We start from the raw sequence: 21,765 nt of genomic DNA, 5'->3' as shown, positions 1-21,765 counted from the left end.
TCCAAGGCCGTTGATCCAGGGGTGGGGCGCCGTCGGTGTCCCGCCCCTGGTGTTTCCGGGCGCGGCCGTCGGGGCACTTCCGGGGGGCCGGGCTACGGGGAGCCGGGCTACGGCGGCCGGGCCACAGGCCGCCGCTACGGGCGGTTCGCCGTCCGGGGCACCGCCCCGGTGGGCGTCAGGTCCTCGACCGCGAGCGGGTCGCGCCGTCGGGGCGCCAGCTGGCCCAGGACCGTCGCGGCGAACGCGATCGCCATGCCGACGAGCTGGACGGGGCCGAGGGCCTGGCCGAGCGCCACCCAGCCGACGACGGCCGCCGTGATCGGCGACAGCGGCCCGAGCAGCGTCACGGAGGTGGCGGTCAGCCGCCCGATGCCCCGGAACCACAGCCAGTACGCGACGGCCGTGTTGGCCAGCGCCAGGTAGGCGTACCCGAGCAGCGCCCCGCCGTCGAGCGCGGGCGGCGCCCCCTCCACGAGGAACGCGACGGGCGCGATGACGAGACCGCCCGCGGTGAGCTGCCAGCCGGTCATGACGAGCGGCCCGACGCCCTCGGGGCGCCCCCACCGCTTGGTGAGCACCGTCCCGGCGGCCATCGACGCCGACGACAGGACCCCGGCGACCACGCCGACCAGGTCGAACGCGGCTCCGGCCGTCAGGACGACGAGGCTCACCCCGAACGCCGCCGCGACGGCCGCGAGCAGCGCCCGTACGGTCGGCCGCTCCCCCAGCAGCAGCGTGGCGAGGCCGATCACGAACAGCGGCCCGAGGGACGCCACGACGGCCGCGACACCGCCCGGCAGCCGGTACGCGGCGAGGAACAGCAGCGGGAAGAACGCCCCGATGTTCAGCGCGCCCAGCACCGCCGACCGCCACCACCAGGCGCCGGACGGCAGCGTGCGGGTGAGCGCGAGCAGGGCGAGCCCGGCGGGCAGGGCCCGCATGAGGCCGGTGAACAGCGGCCGGTCGGGCGGCAGGAACTCGGTGGTGACCGCGTAGGTCGTCCCCCAGGAGACGGGGGCGAGCGCGGTGACGGCGATGACGGCGGCGCGGGACGACATGCGATCCCCTCCTCAAAGTACCTCGACACTAATTAGCTTAGCTCTAAGTTAATTAGTCGCAAGCTACTTGCGGTGAGCCGCTTCTTTGCGAGAGGGCGGGGAGAGGACGAGACTGCCGCCATGCACGCGACCCCAGCCCCCGACCCCGCCTCCCGGCCCGCCCCGGGCTCCGACCCCCTCGCGGAACCCGACCCCGTGGACGCCATCACCGCCCAGTGGGCCGTCGTCCGCCCCGACCTGAACACGGTCCCCATGGCCGTCTTCGGCCGCATCTACCGGCTGACGCACCTGATGAGCGAGCGGATGGAGCGGGCCTACGCGCCCTTCGGCATCTCGCGCGGGGAGTTCGACGTGCTGGCGACGCTGCGCCGCTCCGGCGAGCCGTACACGCTCTCACCGCGCCAGCTGTCGGCGACGCTGATGCTGACGACGGGCGGCATGACCGGCAGGCTGGACAAGCTGGAGCGGGCCGGGCTGCTGAGCCGGAACCCGGACCCGCACGACCGGCGGGCGCTGCGGGTGACGCTCAGCGACCGGGGGCTGGAGGTCGTGGACCAGGCCGTCGGCGCCGGTCTCGCCGTACAGCGGGAGGCCCTCTGGGCGGCGCTGGACGCGGGCGAGGCGGAGCAGCTCGCCGGGCTGCTGCGGCGGCTGCTCAACGCGACGGGCGCCTGAGCGGGCGTACGCGGGCCGCCTTCGTGCGCACGGGCAGCGGCGCACCAGGCGGCGCACCAGGGCGGCGTACGAAGGCAGCAGGGCGCCGCGCAGCGGGTCGAACCCGGTGCGCGGCGCCCTGGAGAGGAACGGGGTGGGTCAGGCCTTCTTGGAGCGGTCCAGCACCATGACGAGGCCGGCGATGACCGCGAACAGCACGATCGGGGCCACCACGAAGAGGCCGAGCGTCTCCACGACGCTCAGGCCGGGACCCGGGTCGTCGCCGTCGTCACGGGTGAGCGCGAGCGCGGGGGACGACATGAGCAGCATCATCAGCGTCGTACCGGTCGCGACGGCGCCGGCGCGCAGGGCGTTCTTCTTGTCCACGGAGCAAACGTAGCGAACGCCTAGACGCACCGCGCGCCCGGGGGTGCCGTACGGGCCCCGGACGGCACCAGCTCGGCCATCAGGGCGCGCAGCCGGGGCGACGCGGCGAGGTCCTCCAGGCTCACCGGACGCCCGTCCGCGCCCGCCATGGGCAGCCGCCAGTTCGGGTACTGGTCCCAGGTGCCCGGCAGGTTCTGCGGGCGCCGGTCGCCCACCGCGTCGGGCAGCCACACGCCGGTCATCCGGGCGGGCGTACGGCGCAGGAACCGGTACACGGCCCGCACCTCGGCCTCCTCGTCACGGGCGGCGCCCCGCTGCAGCAGGCCCAGCTCCCCCAGGTACGCCAGCCACTCGGCGACGTCCTCGGCGTCCTCGGCGCGCTCCTCCTCCAGGGGCCGGGTGAGCAGCCCCAGCCGGTGGCGCAGCTCCACGTGCTCGCCGCTCAGCCGGGCGGCCGTCGGCGGCAGGTCGTGCGTGGTCGCCGTGGCCACGCAGTCGGCGCGCCACGCCTCGGGCGGCAGCGGCCGGCGCGTGCCCTCCCAGTCGCGCTCGAACCACAGCACCGACGTGCCGAACACGCCCCGGCGCCGCAGCACGTCCCGTACGCCCGGCTCCACCGTGCCGAGGTCCTCGCCGATCACCGCGGCGCCCGCCCGGTGTGCCTCCAGGGCGAGCACGGCGAGCATCGCGTCGGCGTCGTACCGGACGTACGTGCCGTGCGCCGGCGGCAGCCCGGCGGGCACCCACCAGAGGCGGAACAGGCCCATGACGTGGTCGATCCGCAGGGCGCCCGCGTGCCGGAACAGCGACCGCAGCAGCTCCCGGAAGGGGGCGTAGCCGGACGCGGCGAGCGCGTCGGGACGCCACGGGGGCAGCCCCCAGTCCTGGCCGCGCGCGTTGAACGCGTCCGGCGGGGCGCCCACCGACATGCCGCGCGCGTACGCCCCGGGCTGCGCCCAGGCGTCGGAGCCGTCCGGGTGCACGCCGACCGCCAGGTCGTGGACCACCCCGACGGGCATCCCGGCCTCGCGAGCGGCGCGCGCGGCGGCGGCCAGCTGCTCGTCCGTCAGCCAGGCGGCCAGGCGGTGGAAGGCGACCCGGTCCTCCAGTTCGGCGCGGGCGCGCGCGGTGGCGGCCGACCGGGGGTCGTGCAGGCCCCCGGGCCACTGGGCGCGGTCGGCCCCGTACCGCTCGGCCAGCGCGCACCAGGTGGCGTGGTCCTCCAGCGCCTGCCCCCGCTCGGCGCGGAACGCCTCGTACGCGGCTCGGCGGCCGGGGCCGAGCGGGACTGTCGCGAGGATCTCCAGGGCGCGGCGCTTGAGGACCCACACGGCGTCCCGGTCGATCAGCTCGCCCTTGCGCAGCACGCCGTCGCGCAGCTCCCCGGCCCGCCCGGCGAGCGCGTCGAGCTCGGCGCGGGCGGCCCCGGAGACGTACGCGAACTCGGGGACGTCCTCGATCCGCAGGTGCACCGGGTCGGGGAAGCGGCGCGAGGAGGGCCGGTATGGGGAGGGGTCGGTGGGCGTGCCGGGCACGGCCGCGTGCAGCGGGTTGACCTGCACGAAGCCGCAGGCCAGCGCCCGGCCCGCCCAGTCGGCCAGCTCCCGCAGGTCGCCGAGGTCGCCCATGCCCCAGGAGCGGGCGGACAGCAGCGAGTACAGCTGGACCAGCACGCCGTGGCAGGGCCCGGCGGGCTGCGGCACGCGCGCGGGGGCGACGACGAGGGTGGCACGGGCGGTGCGCCCGTCGGGGGCGTGGGCCTCCAGGGCGTGGACGCCGGGCGGGAGCTGCGCCCACGGGACGGGCGACGCGGCCGTGCCGCCGTCCTCCAGGCCGATGCGCAGGACGGTGCCCTCGGGGAGGGCGGCGAGCGGGCGGGGGCGGCCCGCCGGCTCGTCGCCCTGCCACACGACGACCGTGGGCGGGAGCAGCCGCGCCGCCCGCTCCTCCTCGGCGGCGGCGAGCGACGCGTCCAGCGCGGCCGGAGTGGTCGCGTCGACGTCCAGGGCGCCCAGGACGGTGACCACGGTCGCGTCGGGGACCGGGACCGTGACGCCCGGGGAGGGGGAGTACGCGGTGGCGACTCCGTGCAGCGCGGCGAGCCGGGCGAGGGTCATACGGCCTCCTGGACGCTTCTCGTGCGTTCTACGTGTAGGTGCGGGACGACTCCGCTCCACCGGCCGTGCCGCGCGCGGTCGGTTCGCTGGTCAGGGGCGCGGCGTCGGTCATCGGCGGTTCGCTGGTGAGGGGGGCGGCGTCGGCGAGCGGCGGTTCGCTGGTCAGAGGGCCGGACAGCGGTCCCGGCACCCGGCCGGTGAGCGGGCCGTGGACCTGTCCCGGTACCTGTTTGGAGAGGGCGGAGAGCAGCAGCTGGGGGGACGCGGCCATGAGGGCCTCCTGTACGAGGTGACAGTGGGTCCCGGGCAGCCCTACCCAGCACTTCCCGGAGCATCCCCGTCACGTGGCGCTGCTCACACTCCACGCGTGCGCCGGTCGCGGGGCGGTGGCGCCCGGACCCGGCGGCTCGGTGTGCAAATACGACACATCGGCCACGCACATTGACACCTTCGTCAGGGGGTGGTGGGCTCGAAACCCATCAGTAGGACGACCTGTCCGACGACCCGTCAGAACAGCGGTACGGCAGTTACGGCAGTACGGCCACCGGCAAAGCTACCCACAGAACCACGCAGGACGAGGGGAGACGCGCGTGCAGTTCGGTCAGCTCGCGCAGTTCGGCCGCGCCGGTCGCGCCGGTCGCGGCGGCAAGGGCACCGCGACCGCCGTCGCGGTCGCGGTCATCGGCGGTCTGCTCGGCGGCGCGCAGGGCGCGGCCGCCACACCCGGCGGCCCCGGCGCTCCCGCCGCGACGGCGCCGGACCGGGACGCGGAGGTGGCGCCCGAGCGGGGCACAGCGGCGGTGACCGGCCGCGCCACGACGGCGGCCCCCTCGGTCCCGGCCCCGCGGCCGGGTACGGACCGGGCCGCGCCGACGGCGGTCGAGGGGCGGCCACCGGCCGTCTGGCCGCGCCCGCAGTCGCTGCGGACCGTGGACGGCGCCGCCGTACGGCTGGGCGACGAGGTGGTCCTCGTGACGGACCCGGACACCGACCCGTACGCCGTGGCGGCCCTGGAGGGCGTCCTGCGGGACGCGGGCGTGCGGAAGGTGCGCCGGGTCGGGCCGGAGGGCGGGTCCTTGCTGTCCGGGGCGTCGGGCGCTTCGGGCGGCGCGTCTTCCGGCACGGCGGGTACGGCCGGCGCGGCAGGTACGGCGGGCGCGACTGGCGTGGCTGGCGCGGCCGGGGTACGCCGGGCGGACGGCGTGACGGGGGCGCGCGAGACGGTGGTGTGGTGGGGCGGCACCGGCGCGCAGAGCGCACTGCGCGCCCTTCGCGCTCCCGAGCGCGGCGACCTGCCGTCCGGCGGCTACCGGCTCGCGGCCGGCCGCCACCAGGGCCGGGACACGATCGCCGTGGACGGCGTCGGCCCGGACGGGCTGTTCCACGCGGTCCAGACCCTCCGCCAGCTGATCACCTCCTCCCGGTCGGTGCCCCGAGTGGTCGTCCGCGACTGGCCCGGCACCGCCGTACGCGGCCTCGCTGAGGGCTTCTACGGCCGCCCCTGGAGCCATGAGCAGCGCCTCGCCCAGCTGGACTTCATGGGCCGCACCAAGCAGAACCGCTATCTGTACGCGCCCGGCGACGACCCGTACCGGCAGGCGCGGTGGCGTGAGCCGTACCCGGCGGGGCAGCGCGCCGAGTTCCGCGAGCTGGCCGACCGGGCCCGGCGCAACCACGTGACGCTGGCGTGGGCGGTGGCGCCCGCCCAGTCGATGTGCCTGGCGTCCGAGGACGACGTGAAGGCGCTCAAGGGCAAGGTCGACGCCATGTACGCGCTCGGAGTGCGGGCCTTCCAGCTCCAGTTCCAGGACTCCGCGTACGACGAGTGGCACTGCTCGCGGGACGCGGAGGTCTTCGGCCGGGGCCCCGGCGCGGCCGCCCGGGCGCACGCGCGCGTGGCGAGCGAACTGTCCCGGCACCTCGCCGAGCGCCACCCGGACGCCGAGCCGCTGTCGCTGATGCCGACCGAGTACTACCAGGACGGCGCGACCGAGTACCGGACCGCGCTCGCCGACGCGCTCGACGCGCGGGTGCAGGTGGCGTGGACGGGCGTCGGCGTGGTGCCCCGCACGATCAGCGGCGGCGAACTGGCGAAGGCCCGCGAGGTGTTCCGCCACCCACTGGTCACCATGGACAACTACCCGGTCAACGACTACGCCCAGGACCGGATCTTCCTCGGCCCGTACACCGGCCGGGAGCCCGCCGTCGCGGCCGGTTCGGCGGCGCTGCTGGCCAACGGCATGGAGCAGGCGTCCGCGTCGCGGGTGCCCGTGTTCACGGCGGCCGACTTCGCGTGGAACCCGCGCGGCTACCGCCCGCAGGAGTCGTGGCGGGCCGCGCTGGACGACCTGGCGGGCGGCGACCCGAGGGCCCGTGAGGCGCTGGGCGCGCTCGCCGGGAACGACGCGTCGTCGCTGCTGGACCCGCACGGCGAGTCGGCCTACCTGCGGCCCCTGCTGGCCGAGTTCTGGCGGACGCGGACCACGACGGGCGTGCCCGCGTCGGCCCGTGACGAGGCGGCCAGGGAACTGCGGGCGGCGTTCACGGTGATGCGGGGCGCCCCGGCCGCGCTGACCGCCCCGGCGGAGGGCCGCCTCGACGACGAGGTGCGGCCCTGGCTGGACCAGCTCGCCCGGTACGGCCGCGCCGGGGAGGCCGCCGTGGACATGCTCCAGGCGCAGGCGCGCGGCGACGGCGCCGCCGCGTGGCGGGCCCAGCTGGAACTGGAGCCGCTGCGGCAGGCCCTGGCGGCGAGCACCGCGAAGGTCGGCACGGGCGTGCTGGACCCGTTCCTGAAGCGGGCCGTGGACGAGGCGGGCGCCTGGACGGGCGCGTCCCGGAAGGCGGGCGAGCCGTACCGTACGGACACCTCGTACACGGTGGACCTCGGCCGGGCGCGCCCCGTGGAGGCGGTCACCGCGCTGGCCGGTCCCGGCGGCCCCGGCGGCGGCGCCGTGGAGGTGCACGTGCCGGGCGAGGGCTGGCGGCGGCTCGGCCCCCTGTCGCCGAGCGGCTGGACGCAGGCCCGGGTCGCGGGCGCGCTGCGCGTGGACGCGGTGCGGGTGAGCTGGGCGGCGGGCGAGGCCGTGCCCGTACGGTCGCTGGTGCCGTGGTTCGCGGACGAGCCGCGCGTCGGACTGGAGCTGCCGCGCGCCGAGACCGACGCGGTGATCGGCGGCCGCCCGCAGCGGGTGGACGCGGTGCTGTCGACGCGGCGGCCGGAGGCGGTGCGCGGGGCGCTGGCCGTGCGGGCGCCGAAGGGCGTCGTGGTCGGCGTGCCGAAGGAGACGACGGTCCCGCGCGGCGTGGACACGCGGGTGCCGCTGACGATCACGGTCCCGAAGGGCACGCCCGCCGGGTCGTACCCGGTGACGCTGTCCTTCGCGGGCGAGGAGCGGACGCTGACGGTCCGGGCCTATCCGGCGACGGGCGGCGCGGACCTGACCCGCTCCCCCGGCGCGGCGGCCACCTCGTCCGGCGACGAGACGCCCGACTTCCCGGCGTCGGCCGCGGTCGACGGCGACCCGGAGACCCGCTGGTCGTCCCCGGCCGAGGACGGCGCGTGGTGGCAGGTCGAGCTGGCCGAGCCCGCACGGGTGGGGCAGGTGGTGCTCCAGTGGCAGGACGCGCACGCGAAGCGGTACCGCGTCCAGGTCTCCCCGGACGGCCGCTCGTGGCGCACCGCGGCGACGGTCAGCGACGGGCGGGGCGGCCGCGAGGCGGTCCGCATGGACGCCCCCGACACCCGGTTCCTGCGCGTACAGGGCGAGGAGCGGGCGACGGAGTACGGGTACTCGCTGTTCGACGTGCAGGCGTACGCGGTCGTCGCGGAGTAGCGGCGTCTGCGACGGCGTACGGAGACCGGGGTACCGCCCGGAGAGGAGCGGTGCCCCGGTCCGCGGACAGCCGTGGCCCGGCCGTCGCACCGGCCCGCCCCCATGGGAAGGGCACCCTGCTCCCCACGGGAAGGGCGCCCGCTTCCCCATGAGAGAAGACGGGGGTACGACAGGGCCCGGACGTCAGGCTGAGATGCCGTCGATCCGGGCCAGGGCGTCGTCCGCGCCGTACGGCTGCAGGTAGGGCAGCCAGCGCGGGTCCCGGTGCCCGGTGCCGATGATGCGCCAGGCGAGACCGGTGGGCGGGGCTGGTGGCTGGTGCAGCCGCCAGCCCAGCTCACGCAGGTGCCGGTCGGCTTTCATGTGGTTGCAGCGGCGGCAGGCCGCCACCACGTTGTCCCAGGCGTGCTTGCCCCCGCGGCTGCGCGGGACGACGTGGTCGACGCTGGTTGCGACGCCACCGCAGTACATGCACCGTCCGCCGTCGCGGGCGAAGAGTGCTTTGCGGGTCAGTGGAACGGGCCCCCTGTAGGGGACCCGTACGAACCGCTTCAGCCGTACGACGCTGGGGGCTGCGATCGCTCGGGTCGCGCTGTGCATGAAGGCGCCGGACTCCTCGAGGCACACGGCCTTGTTCTCGAGGACGAGTACGAGCGCGCGTCGGAGCGGTACGACGCCGAGGGGCTCGTACGACGCGTTGAGGACCAGGACATGCGGCACGGATGCCTCCTTGTACGCCGGCGGCGCGTGGCTCGCGCCGGGACGATCTGCTCTCAGTCTCTCCTCATGCCAGGTCGAAGCGCCACCACATGGGGGTAACGGGCTGGAGGTGTTTTCGACCACAGGGTGCTCATCCCCAGATGAGACGAGCCTCTCCCTCGAACAAGGCGACGAACCGGTGTGCTCCACCCGTTTAATGGAAGAGACCCGCCCGTGATGCCAGGAGGTTCCCCGCCGTGCTGTGGTCGGCCCCGCCCGCTGTCCCCCCGACCGACTCAGGTCCGTCCCCGTCGTCGTCCGGGGCGTCCGTGTCCCCCGTGTCCCCCGTTTCGCTGGACGAGGCGGCCCGCCAGGCGGGGGCGGCCGCGGGCTGGGTGGAGCAGAACTGGGCCGCGTGGGTCAACACCGGCCTGCGCATCCTGCTGATCATCGCCATCGCCGTCACGCTGCGCTACCTGATCAGGCGGGCGCTGACGAAGCTGATAGACCGCATGAACCGCAGCGCGCAGGCGGTGCAGGGCACGGCGCTGGGCGGGCTGCTGGTCAACGCCGAGCGGCGCCGTCAGCGGTCGGAGGCGATCGGCTCGGTCCTGCGGTCGGTGGCGTCGTTCCTGATCATGGGTACGGCGGCGCTAATGATCCTGGGCGCCTTCGACATCAACCTGGCGCCGCTGCTGGCATCGGCGGGCGTGGCCGGTGTGGCGATCGGTTTCGGCGCGCGGAACCTGGTGACGGACTTCCTGTCGGGCGTCTTCATGATCCTGGAGGACCAGTACGGGGTCGGTGACTCGATCGACGCGGGCGTGGCGTCCGGCGAGGTCATCGAGGTGGGGCTGCGGGTGACGAAGCTGCGCGGCGTGGACGGCGAGATCTGGTACGTCCGCAACGGCGAGATCAAGCGGATCGGCAACCTCAGCCAGGGCTGGGCGACGGCCGGCGTGGACGTCACGGTCCGCCCGACGGAGGACCTGGACGCGCTGAAGAAGCTGATCGAGGACGTGGCGGAGGAGATGGCCGCCGAGGAGCCCTGGAACGAGCGGCTGTGGGGCCCCATCGAGGTGCTGGGCCTGACCGAGGTCATGATCGACTCGATGACGCTGCGGGTCTCGGCGAAGACGATGCCGGGCAAGGCGCTGGGCGTGGAACGGGAGATCCGCTGGCGGATCAAGCGCGCGTTCGACGCGGCGGGCATCCGCATCGTGGGCGGCGTCCCGGCCCCGTCGGACACCCCCTCGCCGTCCGACCCCACAGCGGGCATGGCCGCCCCGTCCGCCTTCGCCTCCCCCACCACCCCCCAGTCCCTGGCCGCCACCCCGATACCCCAGCCCGCGACAGGCCCGAACCTCGCGAAGAACTGACGGCCCGCGCACACGCGAAGGCGCCCCGCACCTACTGGTGCGGGGCGTCTTTGGCATTCCGGCAGAAGGCGCTTGCCTCCAGGCCGAACAGGATCAGCGCCACAGCGTCACGAGGTGCCGGACCCCTTGTAGCACGCTGATTCCACAGTGACCGTGAGAAGGGCCGGAGCGTTCTGTGCTCTATTCTCCTCGTGCAGCCGTGCGTCGACTGCGAAATCTCCGCCCTCGGACTCCGCGACAATCTGGGGACTCTTTCCCGCAGTGCCGTCGGGGCCATCCTTGACAATCTTCCAGCCGTTCTTCGGCAACTCACCACGGAGACGGTCAAAGGCCGCCCGCATGTCGGCAAAGGAGGCATCGTAGACGCTCCAGGGATGTCGAGCGCGGTAGACCTTCTCATCGGCGTCAAATCCCGAACACCGCATGGTCATCGCGCCCGTCTCTGTCACTTTTCCCTCAAGTGCCAGCATCTCAAGCACCCGGCTGGACACCTTCTTGGTGTCCGCCTTCACTGCCGCACTGTCGCGGACCTCCACTTCCGCCTCACTTCCACCAGAGCACGCCGCAGCCAGCATGCAAGCCATCAGAACGGAAACGAATACCGAAGTTCGTTTACTCAATTTCCACCTTGTCGCGCTGGCCGACCATGACGGCCGCTTGATTCCACAGACTCGTGGAGCCTGCGTCCCAGAATTTCGTGTGCCCGCCCGCGTCGCTTTCCATGACGTTCCCACCGAACGACTCATCGGTCGGAATGGTCCAGTTGTCACCCAGTCCCACGAGGCGACCTCCGTGCCGAACCACGAAATCGTCCAACGGGGCGCCCATCGCCCAAACACGGTCGGCTCCGACACCCAAGTCCGCCGCATGGTCCGCTTGTACGCCAGGGCTACCGGCGAAGACCAAGTCATTGACGGCCGCCGGGTCCCTCCAAGTTCCGGATTGCGCTGCGACGCCTACGACCGTACTTCCGTAGCTGTGACCGATCACGGTGGTGTGCGCGCGCGTGCCGTCAACACTCTCCTGCGCCGCTTTGCTGCCCTGCAGAAAGTCGTACAACCGCGGGCCGCCCTCGTCCGCGTACTGGTGACGGGTCGCCTGCGGGATGTGATCGGGGGCGTCGTAGTCGAACCACGTGATTGTGGAGACCTTCTGCCCCGCGGCGAGACGGGTGCTTTCGGTCCAGAGTCTGTCTCCCCGGCCGAGATCCCCGTGGGTGTCGTCGTCACCACCGATGGACGCGATGTGGGAGAAGGTGCCGGGGACATAAATGCCGACATGATCAGCCGTGTCCGGGTTCCCGTTGGCGAGGATGACCTTTCCGTCAGCCAGCCCGGTGGGGTCGAAGCCAAGCAGATACGCCTCGGGGAGCCCATCACGGCCAGTCCGGTCGAAGCGGGCCTGGATGGCGTCCATTCCCTTCAACACGCCTTCCATCTCGGCCTTCTTGTCCGCGTACTTCCTGTGCCACTCCTGCCACTCCGGAGTGATCACGTCGACGCGGTAACCGCCGGGACCTTGACCGTACATGGCCGGTTCCTTCGGGATGGCGGCGAGCTCCAGCCGGTACATCGCCCTGGTCTCCGCCAGGACCGTACGATTCGCCTCGTCACGAACGTCCGCCGGGAGACCGTTCATCGCCCCGAGGGCACCTGGATGGACGGCGAGGTAGTCGGCGCGCTGCTCCGGGGTGAGGTCCTTCCACCACTGGGCGTTCTTCTCCGGCGTTCCGTCCTTCGGCGGGGCTTCGATGGTGTCCAGGTACGCAGCGGCTGCATGGCGGACTCCGCTCGTGTCGGACTGGGTGTCCGTCCAGTCCCGGTCGGAGACGGTCAGGTCGTCGTCGGCCTTCAGCGCGCGGAGCTTCGGCGCCCACTTGGTGTCCGCTTCCGTGGCCTCCCGCACGGCGTCGGCGATCCGGTTCGCGAACTCCAACGCTTTGCCGTAGTGGGGGTTGGGGTGGGCGTTGGCCGCCTGCCGGTAGAGCGCGTCGGCCGTCGGGGAGGACGGGCCGCCCGCCCCGGTGACCGTGCCGCCCTCCGGGATCTTGCCGTCGACCGCCTGGCCGCCCGCGGGGAAGCTGACCGACCCGTCCGCGTTCACCGTGCACCCGGCGGCCCGCGCGTCCGCGACGGCCGCGTCCAGCTTCCGCCTGGCCGCGGCCATGTCGTGCGCGAAACCCGCCAGCGCGGTGCTCACCAGAGCGCACTCGGTCTGCACGTAGTGGAAGTTCTTCGACAGCTCCTTCAGCTCGCCCAGGGCCGCGTTCGCCGTCTCCCCCTCCAGCTGGGCGCGGATGCCGGAGGAGATCCGGATGTCGATGGCGTCCTTCGCCTTGGCGGCCATCTCGCCCGTGGCGCGGTAACCGTCGGCCGCGTCCTCGAACGCGGCGGGCTTGATCTTCTTCAGCGTCGCCAGATCCATCGCCGACCGTCACCGGCCCTTCGCCTGGCCGCCGACCGGCTCCGTGTCCTGGTACTGCGCCCTGATCCTCGCGAACTCTTCCTCGATCGCCTTGTCGGTCATCGCCAGATCCCTCCCGGCGCGCTCCAGCAGCCCGCCCACCGTGCCGCAACGCCCGCTCACCTTGCCGCCGTAACTCCTCCAGGAGTCGTACAGCTCCTTCTGCGCCGCCGCCGACTGGCACCCCGACGACTCCGCCACGCCCGACTGCCCATCGTCCAGCTTCTTCAGGCCCTCGCTGATGTCCGCCTTCAGGCCCTTGACGCCCTCACCCGCCCGTGTCCAGGCCTGCTTCCGGGTCCGCAGATCCCCCGACGAACCGCCGCCATCACCACCGGCCGGGTCGGAAGCCGGTAACTGGTTGAGCCGCATCCGACTCGACTGGCGTTCAGCAGCCTCCGTTTTGAGCTGTTCCCACTCGTCCCACGACATCGGCGCCCCTCCACAGCGGGTCAGCCCTACACCCCAGCAGGGCTTCCGCAATGACCCTAATGGCGCAACGGGAGAGGGATTCTGAGTACCCGTACTCATTTGTGGCGGGTTCGGCGGTCAGCCGTGCATCCTGCGATGTGGGTGGCATCGTTCTTTCACCCGGACGTGTGGACTGTCGACGCGTGCTGAACCAGTCCGGCTCACCGACCGCGTTCAGCAGGGTGAGCCGGATGCGTCCAACGCGTACAAGGTGCCCGGCGGGCACGGCCCAGTCCGGCACCGGCCGTGGGAGGGGACCGCCTCGGGCCGAGGCGGGAGCAGGGGATCAAAAAGCCGTGCCGGGCGCGGCGCAGTGGCCGCGCCCAGCCTCGTTCACCCCTCTGCGACAGGCCGGTACTCGGTGGGGCTGCCGTGCTCGTCCCAGAAGACCCACAGCCGCCCGCACGCCGCGCAGCGCAGCATGTCAGTGCCTCTGCCGAACAGGGCGGTGCCGTCGAAGTCCAGGTCCTCGGAGGCCCTGTGGGAGTTCAGCACCATGCTGTGGTCCGGGTCGTCGTCGCGGATCAGGTTCCCGCACCGGCACCGCGTCTTGGCCACAGGGCCTCCCTCACCATGCCGCGCTGGGTCACTGCGGCATGACGTAGTGGTGGATGTAGGGGACGGTGATGGCGCCGGTCCACACCCGCAGGGTCTTCACCGCGCCGGGCAGGGCGTGGGCCGTGGCGGCTCCGCCGGACGCGTCACCGCCGACGGTGAGGGCGCCGGTGCCCTGCTGGGCGTGCGTCAGGTCCGACGGGCGCCATGACATCTGCTCCATCCCGTCCACGTACAGGCTCAGCTTTCCCGCGCCCTTGGTCTCCACGGTGTCGTAGACCCCGGTCAGCTCGACCCAGGTGTCGAGGACGGCGTAATCGGAGCTGCCGAAGGTGATCGTCTCGGTCGGCTGCCCGTCGGGACCGAGGGACGTGCGGGTGAACTCCCACAGGTAGGCGTCCTGCGAGTACTTCTTCAGCCACAGCGCCCACGAGTACTCCGTCCCGGCGCGCTGGCCGGCCACCAGGGCGCGGTACCCCTCGGGCTTGGCCGCCATGGCCGCACTGTCCACCCGCACGCGGGCCGACACCGTGAACGAGCCTGTCTCGTCGACGACCGGGCCCTCGGTCGCGGCGTGGCCGGTCTCGCCGTCCAGGACGAGGCTGCCCTCCTCCGCGTTCAGCGAGGCGCCCGTGGGCGACAGCCCCAGGTCCCCGCCCGGGTACGAGCCGGTCTGCCGGACGCGACCGCCCTCGGTGGACGCCGCGTCCCAGTGCGCGGCCGGGGTGAAGACCACCTCCCCGTTCCGGTCGCGCACCTCCGTCAGGCGGCGGATCTCCAGCGGGGTGCGGGGCCACTGCCAGGCGGTGACCTCGTCGATGCGGCCCCGGAAGTAGTGGTCGTGGTCGCCGTCGGCGTAGCCGCGCCCGAACTGGAGGCCGCCCGTGGCGCGCCACGGCTCGTACGCGGGCGCCTGTTCGGCGAGCACCACGGGGCTGCCCTGGGGGCGGCCGTTCACATAGAGCTGGACCGTGTCGTTGGACGGGTCCGTGTCGTGCCGGGTGTGGAAGACGCCCGCCAGGTGGGTCCACGCGTTCGGCACCGCGTCGGTGGCCGCCAGCGAGCGGACGCTCGGCGCTCCGGGCGCGTCCTGCGCCGATCTGCCGAAGGCCCACGTGCGGTCGGCGGCCGAGTAGCGCAGGTCGAGCGCGGTGCCGTGGCTGCCCGGCACGGACAGGACGACGCGGTCGTCACCGGTGCCGGCCAGGTAGGCCCACGCCGACACGGTGAACGGCTTGGAGGTGTCCAGTACGGGCCCGGCCGTCTCCGCGTACTCGCGGGGGCGCTGCCCCTCGGGCGTGTCCAGCAGGAGCGCCCGGTCCTGCTCCCCTGCGCGGGCGAGCGGCGACCAGCCGGTGCCGTCGGTGTGGACGACGGCGTCGTGGCGCTCGCTCCCCGTGCCGGAGTCCGCGGCAACGGTGGCCGCCGGGTCGTTCAGCCCGTCGTCGAAGCGCCAGCGGGAGTGGGCGAGAACGGGATCGACCTTGAAGGTGAAGGTGGTCGTGGCTCCGAATCGCGCGCCCCAGTCCACCGCCTGCACGTCAAGGAAGAAGACACCACCCTCGGTGGGCGTGACCTCGAAGGATTCGGCCTCCGCAACGCTGATGGTGCGGACCTGGTCACCGAACCGCACTCGGTACCCGGTGACGTCCTGGTCGGCGGCGTTCGGCGTGAAGCGGAAGCGGGCAGGCATGCCCGGACCGCCGTGCGGCAGGCAGTGGTTGGGGGCGCACTCCTCGTAGGGGCCGAGTGAGGTGACCGTCGGCGCGAGCGGCACCGGGTCGTCGGCGGCGGCCTGCGCGTGCGCGGAGGGCACCGCCGCGCCGCCCAGGAGCAGGGCGGCGGTCGCGGCGACGGCGAACCGGCGTCTCGCGCGCGGCGGTCCGGCCGGTACGGCGGATGACGTGAACTGCATGAGGCTCCCCCCTCAGACCACGGCCCGTGTTCGAGTACACGAGCCATTCAAGATCGTCCGCGACGCTACGGAGTGAAGTCGGCGAGCGTCAACGCGTTATGGACGGCGCGGCATGTCCCTGCAACAAGCTGGTCCCCCCCCATCTGCCGCACTTCCTCCCGGCCCACCGTAAAACGCCGCACCGACAATCCGAGGCGTCGGTCGCTCATCGACCTGTTGACGACACGACGTCACCCGGCCTACCGTCGTCTCCGGCGGGTGACAGGAAAGTTTCCTAACAGTTCTCAAGGCGGGGGCCGGACGACGTGAGCGGGGGCATTCCCGGGACGCCTCGGGTGTTGCGGGCCATGAACGACCGGGCCGCGCTTGAACTGCTGCTGGAGCACGGGCCGTTGTCGCGGGCGCGGATCGGGAAGCTCACCGGGCTGTCCAAGCCGACCGCCTCGCAACTGCTGGCCCGGCTGGAAGCGGCGGGGCTCGTCGTCGTGACCGGCACCTCCGAGGGGCGGCCCGGGCCGAACGCGCAGCTGTACGGGGTGAACCCGCGCGCCGCGTACGCCGCCGGGCTCGACGTGAACCCGCGCCGCGTGCGGGCCGCCGTCGCGGACGTGACCGGGGCCGTGGCCGGGGAGTTCGTCCTGCCGACCCCGCGCCGGGGCGGGCCCGGTGCCGTGCGGCAGGTCACCGACGCGCTGGACGGCGCCGTGAAGGCGGCCGGGCTCACCCGGGACGACGTGCGGCGGGTCGTCATCGGCACGCCCGGCGCGTTCGACCCCTCGACCGGGCGGCTCCGGTACGCCTCGCACCTGCCCGGCTGGCACGCGCCCCGCCTGCTGGAGGAACTGGCCGCCGCGCTGCCGGTGCCCCTCGAGTACGAGAACGACGTCAACCTGGTCGCCGTCGCCGAACAGCGACTCGGCGCCGCCGCCGGGCACCGCGACTTCGTGCTGCTGTGGAGCGAGGAGGGCCTCGGCGCCGCCCTCGTCATGGGCGGGCGGCTGCACCGGGGGTTCACGGGCGGCGCCGGTGAGGTCGGGTTCATGCCCGTACCCGGCGCACCGCTTGTACGGAACGTCGCCAAGGCAGGCAGCGGCGGCTTCCAGGAGCTGACCGGCGCGCAGGCGCTGCCCCGACTCGCCCGCGAGCTGGGCCTAGACGTGCCGCCGGGGGACGGCCCCGAGGCGGCGGCGCGACTGCTGCGTACGGCTGCGGGGGCGGTCGGGGCGGGTGGGGCCGGTGAGGTCGATGGGGCTGGTGGGGCTTGTGGGGTGTCCGAGGGGTCCAGGGCTGCGGAGGACTCCGGGGCGTATGGTGCGCTGCTCGACGCGTACGCCACGGGGCTCGCGACCGGGCTCGCCTCCCTCGTCGCCGTGCTCGACCCCGAGCTGGTCGTGCTCTCCGGTGACCTGGCCGTGGCGGGGGGTGAGCCGCTGCGCGCGCGGGTCGCCGCCGAGCTGGCCGAACTCGCCGCCGCCCGGCCGCGCCTCGTCCTGGGCGCCGTACGGGAGCACCCCGTGCTGCGGGGCGCCCTGGAGGCCGCGCTGGCCGCGACCCGCGACGAGGTGTTCGACACCTCCGCGCGCTGAACGGACCCGGCGGGCCCGGTGTGTTGCCGCCCTCACGGGCGGGCTCCGAACGAACGGACGCGTGGATGGGAGTGGGGACGATGGGTGACTTGAAGCTCGTGGTCGTGGGGGGCGGTTCCACGTACACGCCGGAGCTGGTGGACGGGTTCGCGCGGCTGCGCGACTCCCTGCCGGTCGGCGAGCTGGTCCTCGTGGACCCGGCGGCCGACCGGCTGGAGCTGGTGGGCGGGCTGGCCCGGCGGATCTTCGCCAAACAGGGCCACCCCGGGAAGATCACCACAACGGGTGATCTGGACGCCGCCGTTGACGGCGCCGACGCCGTGCTGCTGCAACTGCGTGTCGGCGGGCAGGCCGCCCGGCAGCAGGACGAGACCTGGCCGCTGGAGTGCGGCTGCGTCGGGCAGGAGACCACCGGGGCGGGCGGTCTGGCGAAGGCGCTGCGGACCGTGCCCGTCGTCCTCGACATCGCCGAACGGGTACGCCGCGCCAACCCGGACGCCTGGATCATCGACTTCACCAACCCGGTCGGGATCGTCACACGCGCCCTCCTCCAGGCCGGGCACAAGGCGGTCGGCCTGTGCAACGTCGCCATCGGCCTCCAGCGGAAGTTCGCCGCGCTGCTGGATGTCGCCCCGGCGGACGTGCACCTGGAACACGTGGGCCTCAACCACCTGACCTGGGAGCTGGGCGTACGGCTCGGCGGGCCGGACGGGACGGACGTGCTGCCCCGGCTGCTGGCCGAGCACGGGGACGCCGTCGCCGCCGACCTGCGGCTGCCGCGCGCCCTGCTCGACCGGCTCGGGGTGGTCCCCTCGTACTACCTGCGGTACTTCTACCAGCACGACGAGGTGGTCGACGAGACGCGCGGCAAGCCGTCGCGGGCCGCCGAGGTCGCGGCGATGGAGCGGCGCCTGCTGGAGATGTACGGCGACCCGGCGCTGGAGGAGAAGCCCGCGCTGCTCGCCAAGCGGGGCGGCGCCTACTACTCGGAGGCCGCCGTCGAACTCGCCGCCTCGCTGCTGGGCGGACGCGGCGGGGCCGGGGAGCGGGGTGGTGCGGGGGCACCGGGCGGTGCCGCGCAGGTGGTGAACGTGCGGAACGCCGGCACGCTGCCCTTCCTGCCGGACGACGCCGTGGTGGAGGTCCAGGCCGGGGTGGACGCGGACGGCGCCCGCCCTCTGCCGGTACGGAACGTGGACCCGCTGTACGCGGGGCTGATCGCGCACGTCACGGCGTACGAGGAGCTGGCGCTCGACGCGGCGCTGCGCGGTGGCAGAAACCGGGTGTTCCGGGCGCTGCTGGCGCACCCGCTGATCGGCCAGTACGCGTACGCGGACACGCTGACGGACCGGCTCCTCGCGCACAACCGGGATCACCTCGCGTGGGCGTGAACGCGGCGGCGGGCGCCGTGCTGGCCATCGACGCGGGCAACAGCAAGACGGACGTCGCCCTCGTCGGCGTGGACGGGACGGTCCTCGGGACGGGGCACGGCGGCGGCTTCCGGCCGCAGGCGGTGGGCGTCGAAGCGGCGGTCGACGTGTTGGAGGCGGCAGTCGCGGAGGCGGTGCGGGGAACCGGGGCTGACCGGGGTGCCGGGGCTGAGGCTGGTGTTTCGGCGGGCGGTGCCCCGGGCGGCGCGGTGGGGGGCTCTGCGGGCGTCACGGCGGGGGGCCCTGTGCGTGGCGCGGCGAGAGCCGTGCACGTATCGGCGTGTCTGGCCAACGCCGACCTGCCGGTGGAGGAGGACGCGCTGGCCCGCGCCTTGGAGGCGCGTGGTTGGGGCGTGTCCGTACGGGTGCGGAACGACACGTTCGCGGTACTGCGGGCCGGGGTGGACGAGCCGCGTGGTGTGGCCGTGGTCTGCGGGGCCGGCATCAACTGCGTGGGCCTGCTCCCCGACGGGCGTACCGCGCGGTTCCCCGCCCTCGGACGGCTCTCCGGCGACTGGGGCGGCGGCGCGGGACTGGCCGACGAGGCGCTCTGGTACGCGGCGCGGGCCGAGGACGGGCGCGGCGAACCGACGGAGCTGGCCCGGGCGCTGCCCGCGCACTTCGGGCTCGGCTCGATGTACGCGCTGATCGAGGCCCTGCACCTGGGCCGCGTCCCGGCCGGGCGGCGGCACGAACTGGCGCCGGTGGTGTTCGCGGTCGGCGCGGCGGGCGACCCGGTGGCCGGGGCGCTGGTGGCGCGGATGGCCGAGGAGGTCGTCGCGATGGCGGTGGTCGCCCTGGAGCGGCTCGGGCTGCGGGACGCGCCGGAGCCGGTTCCGGTGGTGCTGGGCGGGAGCGTCCTGGCCGCCGGGCACCCGGAGCTGAACGGCCGGATCGAGGAGTTGCTGCGGGAGCGGGCGCCTGTGGCGGTGCCGACCGTGGTGGCCGCGCCGCCCGTGCTGGGTGCGGCGCTTCTGGGGCTCGACGACGTGGGGGCGCGCGGGGCGGCCGGGGAGGCGCTCAGAGAGCGGTTCGCGCCGGGGCTGAAACCCGGTGGGAGGGGGCGGTGTTCTATGGGTGGAGGGTTCGAATGACGGTGCGAAGGGGACGTCGGGCACGATAAGAACAAGATCCAGTCAAGACCGTGTCTTTGCGAACCCCCTGCGTTCATACTGCTGGCCGGACCACTGCTTTTCCTGACCCGACGGGAGCGGGCGGGCCGGTGCCGGAGACCAAGGGGGAGGTCACGTGTCAGACGCGCGAAACGCGCGGCCCGTACCGGGGGCCGCCCCGGAGTCCCCGGGCACACCCGCGCAACCGCCGGACGGCCCATCGGGCGTGCCCCCATCGACGGGCGCGGTCCCGACAGGCGGCCCGTACCCGGCGCCCGGTGCGCACTCCTCGACGGGCCACTACCCGGCGCAGGGGCCGTACGCGGGCTCCGCACCCCCGTCGGTCTCCGGTGGCCCGGTGTCCGGTCCGCTGGTGTCCGGCTCGCCGGTGCCCGGTCCGTCGGTGTCCGGTCCCCCGGTTGCTGGTGCGTACCCCGGCTCGGCCACCGTCGCTCCCGGGGTTCCACCTGCGGGCGTTACGACTCCGGGGCAGGACCTTACGGGTTCCGGCGCGGTTGGCGCGGCTCCACGCGCGGGGATCACGGCTCCGGGCTCGACGCCCCTGACGCACCGCGCGGGCGCTACGGCTCACGGCCCGGGCGTCCCGGCTCCCGGGCCGGGCGTACCCGGTCCGCGTGCCCCGCACTGCGAACCCGGCGGCGCCTCGTACGGCAACGCCCCGCCGGGCACACCCGGCAACGCCCCTCACGGTGGGCCCGGCAGCACCCCGCACGGCGGTGCCCCGTCGCTCGCGCGTGGTGGCGGCCCGGGCCGGGAGCCCGGCGTGCCGCGTGGGCTGGTTCTGCGGGAGGGGCTGGCGCGGCTGCGGGGTGCGGCGACCACGCCGCCCGGGCGGCTGCGGCTGGTGTGTGCCGTACTGGCCCTGCTGGCGCTGCTGTTCGGCGCGGTCACCTCGCTGGAGGTCACCGCCCGGTCGGACGCCGCCGTCGACGTGGTGGGCAGCAGTCAGCCGCTCAGCGCCGACGCCGCGCACATCTACCGCTCCCTCGCCGACGCCGACACTGCGGCGGCCAGCGGGTTCCTCGCGGGCGCGCAGGAGCCGGCCGACGTGCGCGAGCGGTACGAGAAGGACATCGCCACGGCGGCCCGCCTGCTGGTGAAGGCCGCGGCGAACACGGACGGTTCCTCCGCGTCTGCCGCCGAGATCACCACGCTCAACGAACAACTGCCGCAGTACACGGGCCTGGTGGAGCGCGCCCGTGCCGGCAACCGGCAGGGCCTGCCGCTCGGCGGCGCCTACCTGCGGTACGCGAACCAGCGGATGACGGCCCAGCTCCTGCCCGCCGCCGAGCGGCTGTACGAGGCGGAGACGGCGCGACTCGCCGAGGACGAGGCGGACGCGCGCGCGTGGCCCGTGCTCTCCCTCTCGGCGGGCGTGCTCGTGCTGGGCGCCCTCGCCTGGGCGCAGTGGCGCGACCAGCGCCGCACGAACCGTCTCCTCAACCCGGGGCTGCTGGCCGCGACGGCCGCGACGGCGGTGGTGCTGCTGTGGCTCGCCGGGGCGCACACGATGGCGCGGACCGGACTGGGTGACGCCCGGTCACACGGGCAGGATTCGCTCAAGGTGCTGAACGAGGCACGGATCGGTTCCCTGAAGGCGCGGGCGAACGAGAACCTGACCCTCGTGGCACGTGGCGCTGTACTGACCGACGACGGCAAGAACGACAAGTACGCGACGGAGTACGCCACGGCCATGGCCGGACTCGACCGGGCGCTCGCCGAAGCACGGCGGCTCGCCGACGACCCGGCGGGCGAGGAGCCGGTACGGGACGCCATCGGCTGGGCGGGCGAGTGGCGGGAGCGGCACGCGGCGGTACGGCGTACGGACGAGGCCGGCGACTACGAGGGCGCGCTGAAGCACGTCATAGGCGGCGAGGCGTCGACGGGCGCCGCGTTCGACCGGGTCGACGCGGCGCTGCGTAAGGCCCTCGACCACGAGCAGGGCGCGTTCACCCGGACGGCAGGGCGGGCCCGCGACGCCCTGACGGCGCTTCCGGCCGGGGCGGCCGCCCTGGCGGTGCTGGGGGCGGTCGGTGTGGTGACGGGCGTGAACCGACGGCTGGCGGAGTACCGGTGACCGGT

Annotated in this window: 17 protein-coding genes; 7 read left to right on the top strand and 10 right to left on the bottom strand. The window is 74.1% G+C overall.

What is annotated here, in order from left to right; all coding sequences use genetic code 11:
- Nucleotides 1-134 precede the first annotated feature (134 nt).
- A complete protein-coding gene (locus J116_RS19145) occupies nucleotides 135-1,058 on the bottom strand; it encodes an EamA family transporter (protein WP_023588686.1) in 924 nt (307 codons plus the stop codon).
- Between the two features lie 120 nt (nucleotides 1,059-1,178).
- Between J116_RS19145 and J116_RS19140 the strand changes: the two genes are divergently transcribed.
- Nucleotides 1,179-1,733: a MarR family winged helix-turn-helix transcriptional regulator gene (locus J116_RS19140; RefSeq protein WP_023588685.1), complete on the top strand. Its 555-nt coding sequence runs from the start codon at nucleotides 1,179-1,181 to the stop codon at nucleotides 1,731-1,733.
- A 138-nt stretch (nucleotides 1,734-1,871) separates the two neighbouring features.
- On the opposite strand, the gene J116_RS19135 is transcribed toward J116_RS19140, so the two are convergent.
- Genes J116_RS19135 through J116_RS19125 form a run of 3 tightly spaced genes read right to left on the bottom strand, consistent with a single transcriptional unit; the run spans nucleotide 1,872 to nucleotide 4,487 of the window.
- A complete protein-coding gene (locus tag J116_RS19135; protein WP_023588684.1) occupies nucleotides 1,872-2,099 on the bottom strand; it encodes a hypothetical protein in 228 nt (75 codons plus the stop codon).
- Between the two features lie 20 nt (nucleotides 2,100-2,119).
- Complete coding sequence (gene malQ / locus J116_RS19130) at nucleotides 2,120-4,216, bottom strand: 4-alpha-glucanotransferase (protein ID WP_023588683.1); 2,097 nt, start codon at nucleotides 4,214-4,216, stop codon at nucleotides 2,120-2,122.
- A gap of 28 nt (nucleotides 4,217-4,244) precedes the next feature.
- Nucleotides 4,245-4,487, bottom strand: a complete 243-nt coding sequence (locus J116_RS19125) for a hypothetical protein (protein ID WP_023588682.1) — start codon at nucleotides 4,485-4,487, stop codon at nucleotides 4,245-4,247.
- 319 nt (nucleotides 4,488-4,806) lie between these two features.
- Here J116_RS19125 and J116_RS19120 point away from each other — a divergent pair, with 319 nt between their 5' ends.
- On the top strand, nucleotides 4,807-8,052 hold the full coding sequence (locus tag J116_RS19120; RefSeq protein WP_023588681.1) for a beta-N-acetylglucosaminidase domain-containing protein: 3,246 nt from the start codon (nucleotides 4,807-4,809) through the stop codon (nucleotides 8,050-8,052).
- Nucleotides 8,053-8,235: 183 nt separating this feature from the next.
- Here the strand turns inward: J116_RS19120 and J116_RS19115 are convergent, their stop codons facing one another.
- Complete coding sequence (locus J116_RS19115) at nucleotides 8,236-8,772, bottom strand: HNH endonuclease (protein WP_023588680.1); 537 nt, start codon at nucleotides 8,770-8,772, stop codon at nucleotides 8,236-8,238.
- Nucleotides 8,773-9,089: 317 nt separating this feature from the next.
- On the opposite strand from J116_RS19115, the gene J116_RS19110 reads away from it, so the two are divergent.
- On the top strand, nucleotides 9,090-10,130 hold the full coding sequence (locus J116_RS19110; protein ID WP_394331491.1) for a mechanosensitive ion channel family protein: 1,041 nt from the start codon (nucleotides 9,090-9,092) through the stop codon (nucleotides 10,128-10,130).
- A 107-nt stretch (nucleotides 10,131-10,237) separates the two neighbouring features.
- Here the strand turns inward: J116_RS19110 and J116_RS19105 are convergent, their stop codons facing one another.
- The 5 genes from J116_RS19105 to J116_RS19085 form a co-directional block, all read right to left on the bottom strand.
- Entirely contained in the window at nucleotides 10,238-10,705 is a 468-nt protein-coding gene (locus tag J116_RS19105; protein WP_235617366.1) for a hypothetical protein, read from the bottom strand.
- Between the two features lie 37 nt (nucleotides 10,706-10,742).
- Nucleotides 10,743-12,554: an alpha/beta hydrolase gene (locus J116_RS19100; RefSeq protein ID WP_023588677.1), complete on the bottom strand. Its 1,812-nt coding sequence runs from the start codon at nucleotides 12,552-12,554 to the stop codon at nucleotides 10,743-10,745.
- A 9-nt stretch (nucleotides 12,555-12,563) separates the two neighbouring features.
- A complete protein-coding gene (locus tag J116_RS19095; protein ID WP_023588676.1) occupies nucleotides 12,564-13,025 on the bottom strand; it encodes a hypothetical protein in 462 nt (153 codons plus the stop codon).
- Between the two features lie 372 nt (nucleotides 13,026-13,397).
- Nucleotides 13,398-13,622, bottom strand: coding sequence for a hypothetical protein (locus tag J116_RS19090; RefSeq protein ID WP_023588675.1), 225 nt, complete (start codon nucleotides 13,620-13,622; stop codon nucleotides 13,398-13,400).
- 28 nt (nucleotides 13,623-13,650) lie between these two features.
- Nucleotides 13,651-15,534: a LamG domain-containing protein gene (locus J116_RS19085; protein ID WP_023588674.1), complete on the bottom strand. Its 1,884-nt coding sequence runs from the start codon at nucleotides 15,532-15,534 to the stop codon at nucleotides 13,651-13,653.
- Nucleotides 15,535-15,881: 347 nt separating this feature from the next.
- Here J116_RS19085 and J116_RS19080 point away from each other — a divergent pair, with 347 nt between their 5' ends.
- From J116_RS19080 to J116_RS19065, 4 genes are all read left to right on the top strand, one after another.
- Nucleotides 15,882-17,120, top strand: coding sequence for an ROK family transcriptional regulator (locus J116_RS19080; protein WP_051203551.1), 1,239 nt, complete (start codon nucleotides 15,882-15,884; stop codon nucleotides 17,118-17,120).
- Between the two features lie 89 nt (nucleotides 17,121-17,209).
- The gene (locus tag J116_RS19075; RefSeq protein ID WP_028964263.1) at nucleotides 17,210-18,511 is read left to right on the top strand and encodes a 6-phospho-beta-glucosidase; all 1,302 of its coding nucleotides are present in this window, start codon (nucleotides 17,210-17,212) and stop codon (nucleotides 18,509-18,511) included.
- Nucleotides 18,502-19,644 carry an N-acetylglucosamine kinase gene (locus tag J116_RS19070; protein ID WP_023588671.1) on the top strand — a complete coding sequence of 381 codons (1,143 nt, stop codon included), beginning with the start codon at nucleotides 18,502-18,504 and terminating at the stop codon, nucleotides 19,642-19,644. Before J116_RS19075 ends, J116_RS19070 begins: the two co-directional genes overlap by 10 nt.
- 802 nt (nucleotides 19,645-20,446) lie before the next feature.
- Complete coding sequence (locus J116_RS19065; protein WP_023588670.1) at nucleotides 20,447-21,760, top strand: hypothetical protein; 1,314 nt, start codon at nucleotides 20,447-20,449, stop codon at nucleotides 21,758-21,760.
- The last annotated feature ends 5 nt before the right edge of the window (nucleotides 21,761-21,765 follow it).

It is taken from the genome of Streptomyces thermolilacinus SPC6, from assembly GCF_000478605.2.
Lineage (GTDB): Bacteria > Actinomycetota > Actinomycetes > Streptomycetales > Streptomycetaceae > Streptomyces > Streptomyces thermolilacinus.
The sequence above is the reverse complement of the archived record's forward strand: the minus strand, read 5'-3'. Positions and strand labels throughout refer to the sequence as shown.

Excerpts from the sequence above, each read along its gene's own strand:
- J116_RS19105 (WP_235617366.1), bottom strand. The coding sequence starts at position 10,705 with ATGCTGGCTGCGGCGTGCTCTGGTGGAAGTGAGGCGGAAGTGGAGGTC.
- J116_RS19140 (WP_023588685.1), top strand. The coding sequence starts at position 1,179 with ATGCACGCGACCCCAGCCCCCGACCCCGCCTCCCGGCCCGCCCCGGGC.
- J116_RS19125 (WP_023588682.1), bottom strand. The coding sequence starts at position 4,487 with ATGGCCGCGTCCCCCCAGCTGCTGCTCTCCGCCCTCTCCAAACAGGTA.
- malQ (WP_023588683.1), bottom strand. The coding sequence starts at position 4,216 with ATGACCCTCGCCCGGCTCGCCGCGCTGCACGGAGTCGCCACCGCGTAC.
- J116_RS19100 (WP_023588677.1), bottom strand. The coding sequence starts at position 12,554 with ATGGATCTGGCGACGCTGAAGAAGATCAAGCCCGCCGCGTTCGAGGAC.
- J116_RS19080 (WP_051203551.1), top strand. The coding sequence starts at position 15,882 with ATGAACGACCGGGCCGCGCTTGAACTGCTGCTGGAGCACGGGCCGTTG.
- J116_RS19145 (WP_023588686.1), bottom strand. The coding sequence starts at position 1,058 with ATGTCGTCCCGCGCCGCCGTCATCGCCGTCACCGCGCTCGCCCCCGTC.
- J116_RS19085 (WP_023588674.1), bottom strand. The coding sequence starts at position 15,534 with ATGCAGTTCACGTCATCCGCCGTACCGGCCGGACCGCCGCGCGCGAGA.
- J116_RS19095 (WP_023588676.1), bottom strand. The coding sequence starts at position 13,025 with ATGTCGTGGGACGAGTGGGAACAGCTCAAAACGGAGGCTGCTGAACGC.